Raw genomic sequence first — 9,443 nt, forward strand, 5'->3', positions numbered from 1 at the left:
GCACAAGAGGGCGGCTCATGTGAAACGCTTGGAACGCGGATGAGGTTGGCATAGACTGTTGCACGCAAATCACGAAAGAGAGGTAACCTCCATGAGTGTGCGTGTATCCGGTAAACATATGGAAATCGGCGACAGTTTCCGCCAGCGCATTGAAGAGCAGGTGGAAGAGGCCGTAACCAAATATTTCGACGGAGGATATTCGAGCCAGGTCACCGTGGAAAAAGCGGGATCGCGGTACAGCGCGGACTGCAAGATCCATCTCGATACGGGCATGGCCTTGCAGGCGAACGGCGAAGCAAACGATCCGCTGGCATCCTTCCAGGCTGCCGCGGAGCGGATCGAGAAGCGCCTGCGCCGGTACAAGCGCAAACTCAAGGCACACCACAACGGCAACGGCTATGACGGCTTTGCGGAAGTGGCCTACACGGTGATGGATTCGGTCCCCGACGAAGACGAAGAGCTTCCCGAGGACTACGCACCGACCATCGTTGCGGAAAGCACGAAGAAACTTCGGACCATGTCTGTTGCAAGCGCCGTCATGGCGCTCGACATGACGGACGAGCCGGTTCTTCTCTTCCGCAGCAGCGGCTCGGAGCAGCTCAATATCGTCTACCGACGCAACGACGGAAATATTGGCTGGATAGACGCAGCCAGTATCAAAGGCTGAGTGACGGGAGCGTGGTGCCGGGACGGGCACCACGCCTCTTCAAACCCTTCACCCGGCGACGAGGACAAAAGCATGGCATTGGCAGGTTTGCTGCAGCAGAGTGCGATTATTCCGGCGATGAAGGCCAATTCCAAGAAGCAGCTGCTTCAGGAACTGGCAGCGAAAGCGGCAAAGATCACGGGGCTTCCCGAACGAGAGATCTTCGACGTCATCCTTCAGCGTGAACGGCTCGGCTCGACCGGCGTGGGCAATGGCATCGCCATCCCGCACGGCAAGCTGAAGGCGCTCACGCAGATCACCGGCCTTTTCGCAAGACTCGAGACCCCCGTGGACTTCGAGGCACTGGACGACCAGCCGGTCGACCTCGTCTTCCTACTCCTGGCCCCGGAAGGGGCCGGCGCAGATCATCTGAAGGCCCTTTCGCGCATTGCGCGCGTGCTGCGCGACCCCGCAATGGTCGCAAAGCTGCGCGCTTCCGACAGCGAAAGCGCCATCTACGCCTGCCTCAGCGAAGAGCACGCATCCAACGCCGCCTGAGGCACTTCAAGCCCACATGAAAAAGCCGGCGGCCCCATGGACCGCCGGCTTTTCCTTGCTCTGTTGCCTGGGGGTCAGGCCTGTGCGGCGTTCGGTTCGCCGGCGGGAGCCTTGGGGCCGCCCTTGGCGACGCCGACCATGGCCGGGCGCAGGACGCGGTCGCCGATGACGTAGCCGGCCTGCACGACCTGGACGACCGTGCCGCTGGGAACGTCCGGGTTGGGGACTTCGAATATGGCCTGGTGGAAGTGCGGGTCGAACTTCTCGCCGATCGGGTCGAGCTTGCGCACGCCGTGGCGCTCGAGGGAGGCGAGCATCGAGCGCTCGGTCATCTCCACGCCCTCGGCGAGCGCCTTGAGGCCCGCTTCGCCGGCTTCCAGCGCTTCGGCCGGGATGGCCTCCAGCGCGCGGTTCAGGTTGTCGGACACGGCCAGCATGTCGCGCGCGAAGGAGGCGACGGAGTAGGACTTCGCGTCCTTCACGTCGCGCTCGGTGCGCCGGCGCAGGTTGTCCATTTCCGCGGCGAGCCGCAGGTACTTGTCCCTGAGGTCGGCATTTTCCGCGCGCAGCGCCTCGATCGGGTCCGGCTCGGCCGGGGCCTCGACGCCGGCTGCGTCCTCGGGGGCGGATGCTTCCGCGGCGAAGTCCTTTTCCGCCGCTTCGTCAGGTCCGTGTTTCTTGGTCTCGTCGGTCATGACGTACTCCGAATTGCATTTTCTGGTGTTTGGGCCCGATATCGAGCTTTGGTCCTGAAAAATCAAGGGCCGGCAACCGGATTGCCGGCTTCAGCGCGAAAGCCGGGTCATCAACTGCGCCGTATAGTCCACCATGGGCACGATACGCGAATAGTTGAGCCGCGTCGGCCCGATGACGCCGACCGCGCCGACGATCTTCTCGTCGCTGTCCCTGTAGGGCGCGACGATGAGCGAGGAGCCGGAGAGCGAGAAGAGCTTGTTCTCCGAGCCGATGAAGATGCGCACGCCGGGGCCCGTCTCGGCAAGGTTCAGGAGCTCGATCAGGCTGTCCTTGCGCTCGAGGTCGTCGAAGAGCATGCGCAGGCGGTCGATATCCTCCGCGCCGGCAAGCCCTTCGAGGAGGTTCGCCCGGCCGCGCACGATGAGGCGCGTCGGCTTGCCCTCGTCGAAGCCGCCGGACCAGACCGCAAGGCCGCGCTCGACGAGGTCCTGCGAGAGCCTGTCCAGTTCGTGGCTGATCTCGCCGCGCAGGCGCTCGAGCTGGGAGCGCGCCTCCACGAGCGTATTGCCCGAAAGATGGGCGTTGAGGAAATTGGCGGCCTCGGTGAGCTGCGAGCCCGTGACGCCCGCCGGCAGATCGATGATGCGGTTTTCCACCTGGTCGTGGTCGCCGACCAGCACGACGAGCGCCTTGGTCGGCTCCAGGCGGATGAACTCGACATGCTTGAGGACGGCGTCGTTCTTCGACGTGATGACGAGGCCGGCGCCGCGCGACATGCCGGAAAGGGCCTGGCTCGCCTCGTTCATCATGGTCTCGACGGCCGCGTGCTTCTGGCCGTGCGGGCGCATGTGGCGCTCGATGGAGGCGCGGTCCTCCGCCGAGATGTTGCCGACCTGCATAAAGGCATCGACGAAGAAGCGCAGGCCGAGCTGCGTCGGCAGCCGGCCGGCGCTGACATGGGGCGAATAGATGAGGCCGAGTTCCTCCAGGTCGCTCATCACGTTGCGCACGGAGGCGGGCGAGAGCGACATGGGCAGGATGCGCGACAGGTTGCGCGAGCCGAGCGGCTCGCCGCTTTCCAGATAGCTTTCCACGATGCGGCGGAAAATCTCGCCCGACCGCTCGTCGAGCGCCGCAAGACTGTCAGGACCCGGAGATCTCTTCAAAACCATCCTCGAACCGCAACGCTGTTATCCTCAAGGATATATAGTGGCTTCACGGGGGCCGCGCAAAACGGATTTTCCATCCCCCGCCCCCGGGACCATTCCCTCGCCGGGCGAAACGGTCTAAAGCACTCCCCACCTATTTGAACGAGGAGTTCGCGATGCGGCCGTCCGGCAGAAAAACCGATCAGATGCGCAAGGTTTCCTTCGAGCGCAACATTTCCAAGCATGCCGAGGGATCCTGTCTCGTCAAGTTCGGCGACACGCATGTGCTCGTGACCGCCAGCCTTGAGGACAAGACGCCGCCGTGGCTGCGCAACAGCGGCAAGGGCTGGGTGACGGCCGAATACGGCATGCTGCCGCGCGCCACCGGCGACCGCATGAAACGCGAGGCCGCGAGCGGCAAGCAGGGCGGCCGCACGCAGGAAATCCAGCGCCTCATCGGCCGGTCGCTGCGCGCCGTCGTCGATCTCGAAGCGCTCGGCGAGCGCCAGATCACCGTCGACTGCGACGTCATCCAGGCCGACGGCGGCACGCGCACGGCCTCCATCACCGGCGCCTGGATCGCGCTCCACGACTGCCTGAAGTGGATGGAAGCCCGCTCCATGATCAAGGTGGAGAAAGTGCTGAAGGACCATGTCGCCGCCATTTCCTGCGGCATCTTCGCCGCCCAGTCGGTGATCGACCTCGACTATCTGGAAGATTCCGCCGCCGAGACCGACGCCAACTTCGTCATGACCGGCTCGGGCGGCATCGTCGAAATCCAGGGCACCGCGGAGGGCAAGCCGTTCACGGAGGAAGAATTTACCGGCCTCCTGGCGCTCGCCCGCGCCGGCATCGCCGACCTCGTCGCCCTGCAGAAGCAGGCCGTCGCCTGAGACAAGGCCATCCCATGACCGCCGCGATCGAAGGCATTCTGGAAACCGCGCTCTATGCGGAGGACCTCGACGCGGCGGAAGCCTTCTACGGCGGCATTCTCGGGCTCGAAAGGATCACGCGGCAGAAGGACCGCCACGTCTTCTTCCGCTGCGGGGCGGGCGTTCTCCTGATCTTCAACCCCCGGGAAACGGTCCATCCCCCGCCGCCCGAGGCCTTTCCCGTGCCGGTGCACGGGGCCAGCGGACCGGGTCATGCCTGTTTCCGCGTTGCCGGTCCCGCGCTTGATTTCTGGGTGAAAAAGCTCGAAGAAGCCGGCATCGCCATCGAGGCGGACTTCCGCTGGCCGAACGGCGCCCGCTCCATCTACTTCCGCGATCCCGCCGGCAACAGCCTCGAATGCGCCGAGCCGGGCCTGTGGAACATCGCTTGAGGATACCCATGCGCAAGCTCGATACCAAGACGATCGTCGTCGCCAGCCACAATGCCGGGAAGATCCGCGAGATCGAGGACCTGATCGGCCCCTTCGGCTTTTCCGCGAAATCCGCCGCCGCGCTGAACTTCGAGGAGCCGGACGAGACCGGCACGACCTTCGAGGAGAACGCGACGATCAAGGCGCTCGCCTCGGCGAAGGCCTCGGGCCTGCCCGCCCTTTCGGACGATTCCGGCATCGTCATCGATGCGCTGGGCGGCGCGCCCGGCGTCTATACCGCCAACTGGGCGGAGACGGCGGACGGCACGCGCGATTTCGCCATGGCCATGGAGAAGGTGGAAAAGGCGCTTGCCGAAAGGGGCGCGACGGAGACCAGGGACCGTACCGCCCGCTTCGTCTCCGTGCTCTGCCTTGCCTGGCCGGACGGCCATACCGAGCTCTTCCGCGGCGAGGTCGAAGGCCATGTCGTCTGGCCGCCGCGCGGGGACAGGGGTTTCGGCTACGACCCGGTGTTCCAGCCGGAAGGCTACGAGACGACCTTCGGCGAGATGAGCGCAGAGGAAAAGCACGGCTGGAAGCCCGGCGATGCGAGTGCGCTCTCGCACCGCGCCCGCGCCTTCAAGCTCTTCGTCGAAACCTGCCTGAAGGCCTGACGCACGATGACGGCGGTGCCCTACGACATGAGGCAGAACCCGGGAACGGATGTGTTCGATCCCGGCTTCGGCATCTATGTGCACTGGCCCTTCTGTGCCGCCAAATGCCCCTATTGCGACTTCAACAGCCATGTGCGCCACCAGCCGGTGGACCAGCCGCGCTTCGTGCAGGCCTTCCTGAAGGAGATGGCGGCGATGCGCCGCCTCACCGGCTCGCGCTCCGTCACCAGCATCTTCATGGGCGGCGGCACGCCCTCGCTGATGGCGCCGGAGACGGTGGATGCGATCCTTAACGGCATCGCCCGCCACTGGCATGTGCCGGACGGCATCGAGATCACCATGGAGGCGAATCCCTCCAGCGTCGAGGCGGAGCGCTTCCGCGGCTACCGCGCGGCCGGCGTCAACCGCGTCTCGCTCGGCGTGCAGGCGCTGAACGACCGGGATCTCAAATTCCTCGGCCGCCTGCATGACGTCGCCGACGCGCTGAAGGCGATCCGGCTTGCCCGCGACATCTTCCCGCGCATGTCCTTCGACCTCATCTATGCCCGGCCGAACCAGACGGTGGAGGAATGGGACCGCGAGCTGAGGGAAGCCGTCTCCTACGCCGTCGACCATCTCTCGCTCTACCAGCTCACCATCGAGGAGGGCACGCCCTTCTACGGCCTCCACAAGGCCGGCAAGCTGGTGGTGCCGGACGGCGAGCAGTCCGCCGTGCTCTACGAGGCGACGCAGGAGATCACCGAGCGCGAGGGCATGCCCGCCTACGAGGTCTCCAACCATGCCCGGCCCGGCGCAGAAAGCCGGCACAACCTCACCTACTGGCGCTATGGCGACTATGTCGGCATCGGCCCCGGCGCGCACGGGCGCCTGACGACCGGCGGCGCGAAGATCGCCACCGCCACGGAACGGCGGCCGGAGGGCTGGCTGGAGCTCGTCGAGGCCGGCGGACACGGCATGGTCGACCAGGAGCTCCTGGAGCGCGAGGCGCAGGCCGACGAACTGCTGCTGATGGGCCTTCGCCTCAAGGAGGGCATCGACCTTGCCCGCTGGCAGACCCTTTCCGGCCGCGACCCGGACCCGGAGCGCGAACGCTTCCTCATCGAGCACGGCTTCATCGAGCGCCTCGGCAATTCACGCCTGCGCTGCACCCCGGCCGGCATGCTGATCCTCGATGCGGTGGTGGCGGATCTGGCTTGCTGAGGCCTGGCGCCGCAGTTTTGAAGACGAACATCACCCCCATGCACCGCCGTCATCCTCGGGCTTGACCCGAGGATCCACGTCCCATGGCAAGACGTCACTTGCGGCATGGATGCTCGGGTCAAGCCCGAGCATGACGGAGGAGAGGGTAGCGGCGTCGGAGAGGTTGCAGCAATCCATTCGCCCCAGACTGAAAAAGGGGCCTTCCGGCCCCTTTCCTCTATTCGTTGATCAAACGCTTCAGAAGCTCGATCTCGTGGCTGAGCTTGGTGTCACCCGAAATCAGTTCCTCGATCTTGCGCACGGCGTGCAGCACGGTCGTGTGGTCACGTCCGCCGAAGCGGCGGCCGATCTCGGGGAAGGAGCGTGGCGTCAGGGTCTTCGACAGGTACATGGCGATCTGGCGCGGCTTGACGATGACGCGGGTGCGGCGGTTGGAGACGAGCTCCTGGCGCGAGACGTTGTAGTGCTTGGCAACGACGCGCTGGATGTCCTCGATGCGCACGCGGCGCGGCTCGCCGGCGGCGACCAGATGGCCGAGCAGTTCGTCGACGCGCTCGATCGTCAGGTTCGGCTCGAAGGAGCGGCGGAAGAGGAGCTGGTTGAAGGCGCCCTCCAGCTCGCGGCCGCTGGCCGTGATGTTGCGCGCGACGTGGCTGAGGATCTCGACCGGGATATCGAGCGAGCCGTCTTCCTGCTGGGCGGCCGCAAGGCGGCGCTTGAGGATTTCGAGGCGCATCTCGTAGTCGGGCGCTTCCATCTCGATGGCGACGCCCCCCTGGAGGCGCGAGCGCACGCGCGGGTCGAGCGATTCCAGCTCCCAGGGCGCACGGTCGGCGGCAACGACCACCTGCCGGGCGGAATCGAGCAGCATGTTCAGGAGATGGCAGAACTCGTTCTGGATCGAGTTGCCCTGCAGGAACTGCATGTCGTCGATGATCAGGAGGTCGATGTTGCGCAGCGTCTCCTTGAGGGAAAGCGCATCGTTGTCGCGGATGGCGGTGGCGAAGCGCCACATGAAGTATTCGGCCGTCAGGTAGACGACGCGCGGGTTGCGGGCGCTCGAAAGGGCGCCGAGCGCGATCGCCTGCAGGAGATGCGTCTTGCCGAGGCCGACGCTGGAATGGACGAAGAGCGGGTTGAAGCGCACGGCACCGGCGCCGGCTTCCGCGATGGTGCGGGCGGCGGCGAGCGCCACGCGGTTCGACGTGCCCTCGACGAAGGCGTCGAACGTGTAGCGCGGGTCGAGCGGCGAGCCGAAGAGCGGGCCGGACTGGACGCGCGGCTGGGCGGCGGGCGTCACCGAGGCGGCGGCGCTTGCGACGGGCTGCGGGCCGCCTGCCGCACGGCGCGGCTGGGCCTGCGGGGCCGGTTCGGCGGAGACCGCCTCGTCGGCGGAGCCGATGCGGGTGCCGCGGGTAGCGGTGCGCACCAGGATCTCGACCTTGAGGATTTCCGCGTCTTCCTGCTGGAAGAGGCTGGTGATGAGGTCGAGGTAACGGTTGTTGATCCAGGACTTCAGAAAGGTCGTCGGCACCGAAAGGCGCACGACGCTCTTGGAGACGGAATGAAGCTTCAGCCGGCCGAACCAGCTCGCGAAGACGTCCGGGCCGACCTGCGCCTTCAGGCGCGCACTGACCCGTTCGAAAAGCGCGTCCTGCTTCATCTCCGATGGAACCCCCGCCGCCTGTGCCCCTTCTTGCGGGAGCGCCTTTACTGCATTTTCCCCGTTTGCGAATGCACCAGCCGCTCTGGCCGTATTCATCTGCATCTTGCCGCCTTTCATGCTTCCTTCGCCACGTCGGCATTCCTGCCGGCGCCTTTCATGTTTGCCATCCCCCGGCCGTGCCGAGCCATCGCCCGGTCCGGGATCTGGGTGCCCCGATCCCACCGGCCCCCTACCTCCGGTGCGATCCTTTTCCCAAACACAATTCGGTCCCGCCGATCCGGCATCATACCCGATCACGCGTTTCCGTCTGTGGCCGCGCCACTCGCTCTCCTCGTCGAGCGCGGGCGGGCATGCTCCTCTCATCGGGCCATTCCCATGGCCGCAACCGGCGCAACCGATAGTCGCAAAAACACTTACCAGAATGCCGGGAGGCATCTGGGGCAAGCGTTGCCGGTTTGATGATTTTACGAAGCGGAGCCGCCTCGTCACAGGGAACGAACAACCACCGCTGCCTATACGAGACAGTCTTGTCGGCAGTCGTTTTCAGGCTGTGTCCGTGCCCCCTGTGGAAAGCATTTAGGCAGGATCAGCCACCAAGATCAATCACGAATTTTACGCAAAATTAAGGGGCGGGCGTTGACTCGGAAGACCGTTTTTGACTCGGAATCGCCCCCTCGGGGGAGAATCCGTTAGGAATCAATGGCTTTGTTTTCGGGTTGTTTTCGGGACCGTCGGAAAACGAAAAAAATAAAAATTCGCTTGACTCAAAATGCTGTCAAACTCCCGCAACGAAAGGCCGGCAGAGGCACTGCAACCTCCCGCAAGTAACTGAATTTAAAGTATTTTTCCCGTCATTCTTTTGACACGATCAAGCCTTGCACGTTAACCATAGCAAGGTGCGAAAAGCAAAGAAAAAGCCCGGCGCAGGCGCCGGGCTTTTACTAATATTGCATAGCTCTCGAAAGGGCTGATCAGGCCGTCATCGCCTTCACGCGGCCGGCAAGGCGCGAAACCTTGCGGGAAGCCGTGTTGGAATGCAGCACGCCCCTGGTGGCAGCGCGCATCAGTTCCGGCTGGGCAGCCTTGAGGGCCGCAGCGGCGACAGCCTGGTCGCCGGAGGCGATGGCCTCTTCGACCTTGCGGATGAAGTTGCGGACGCGCGAGCGGCGCGACTTGTTGACTGCGGTGCGCGCGGCGATCTTGCGGGTCGCCTTCTTTGCCGAGGTTGTATTGGCCATGTATGTCTCTCTTCAGAAATCTGACACAAACCCCGCCCTCGCCGTGCCGGGTCACTGCGACCTGTCATCAAAGCAATTCGGGAGCAATATCGGAAAACCTCAGAATTCGGCTTTCCAAACTGTGGGCGGCGTATAGCCGGAAACCGCGATGGCGTCAACGCGGATTCTGCAAGAAACGCCGTGCTAGAGCGTGGCGCGGTCCTTCGTATCGGCTTGTCACGCTTGTCTTATGACTTTCTGCGCCGGACGGGCGAATATGAACCGCTGCGAGAGGGTTGCCTCCCTCTCTCAGCGGCGAGGGTCGGATCGTTGAA

General features: G+C 64.6%; 10 protein-coding genes. 6 read left to right on the plus strand and 4 right to left on the minus strand.

The window, feature by feature from the left end; all coding sequences use genetic code 11:
• Positions 1–91: 91 nt before the first annotated feature.
• Together hpf and ptsN are read left to right on the plus strand one after the other, a co-directional pair.
• The gene (gene hpf, locus HNQ66_RS19075) at positions 92–667 is read left to right on the plus strand and encodes a ribosome hibernation-promoting factor, HPF/YfiA family (protein ID WP_184145763.1); all 576 of its coding nucleotides are present in this window, start codon (positions 92–94) and stop codon (positions 665–667) included.
• Positions 668–739: 72 nt separating this feature from the next.
• The gene (ptsN, locus tag HNQ66_RS19080; RefSeq protein ID WP_184145764.1) at positions 740–1,204 is read left to right on the plus strand and encodes a PTS IIA-like nitrogen regulatory protein PtsN; all 465 of its coding nucleotides are present in this window, start codon (positions 740–742) and stop codon (positions 1,202–1,204) included.
• A 74-nt stretch (positions 1,205–1,278) separates the two neighbouring features.
• On the opposite strand, the gene grpE is transcribed toward ptsN, so the two are convergent.
• Positions 1,279–1,899, minus strand: coding sequence for a nucleotide exchange factor GrpE (gene grpE, locus HNQ66_RS19085; protein ID WP_184145765.1), 621 nt, complete (start codon positions 1,897–1,899; stop codon positions 1,279–1,281).
• 90 nt (positions 1,900–1,989) lie between these two features.
• Positions 1,990–3,066: a heat-inducible transcriptional repressor HrcA gene (hrcA, locus tag HNQ66_RS19090; protein WP_246434352.1), complete on the minus strand. Its 1,077-nt coding sequence runs from the start codon at positions 3,064–3,066 to the stop codon at positions 1,990–1,992.
• A gap of 158 nt (positions 3,067–3,224) precedes the next feature.
• Here hrcA and rph point away from each other — a divergent pair, with 158 nt between their 5' ends.
• From rph to hemW, 4 genes are read left to right on the plus strand one after another with little or no spacing between them, the layout of a single operon-like run.
• A complete protein-coding gene (gene rph / locus HNQ66_RS19095) occupies positions 3,225–3,941 on the plus strand; it encodes a ribonuclease PH (protein ID WP_184145767.1) in 717 nt (238 codons plus the stop codon).
• 14 nt (positions 3,942–3,955) lie between these two features.
• Complete coding sequence (locus tag HNQ66_RS19100) at positions 3,956–4,372, plus strand: VOC family protein (protein WP_184145768.1); 417 nt, start codon at positions 3,956–3,958, stop codon at positions 4,370–4,372.
• A gap of 8 nt (positions 4,373–4,380) precedes the next feature.
• On the plus strand, positions 4,381–5,025 hold the full coding sequence (rdgB, locus tag HNQ66_RS19105) for an RdgB/HAM1 family non-canonical purine NTP pyrophosphatase (protein ID WP_184145769.1): 645 nt from the start codon (positions 4,381–4,383) through the stop codon (positions 5,023–5,025).
• A 6-nt stretch (positions 5,026–5,031) separates the two neighbouring features.
• Positions 5,032–6,225, plus strand: coding sequence for a radical SAM family heme chaperone HemW (gene hemW, locus HNQ66_RS19110; RefSeq protein WP_246434353.1), 1,194 nt, complete (start codon positions 5,032–5,034; stop codon positions 6,223–6,225).
• Between the two features lie 217 nt (positions 6,226–6,442).
• Here hemW and dnaA read toward each other — a convergent pair whose 3' ends face one another.
• Entirely contained in the window at positions 6,443–7,888 is a 1,446-nt protein-coding gene (gene dnaA / locus HNQ66_RS19115) for a chromosomal replication initiator protein DnaA (RefSeq protein ID WP_184145770.1), read from the minus strand.
• A gap of 974 nt (positions 7,889–8,862) precedes the next feature.
• Positions 8,863–9,129, minus strand: coding sequence for a 30S ribosomal protein S20 (rpsT, locus tag HNQ66_RS19120; RefSeq protein WP_184145771.1), 267 nt, complete (start codon positions 9,127–9,129; stop codon positions 8,863–8,865).
• Positions 9,130–9,443: the final 314 nt, after the last annotated feature.

This window comes from Shinella fusca, from assembly GCF_014203155.1.
Classification (GTDB): Bacteria; Pseudomonadota; Alphaproteobacteria; order Rhizobiales; family Rhizobiaceae; genus Shinella; species Shinella fusca.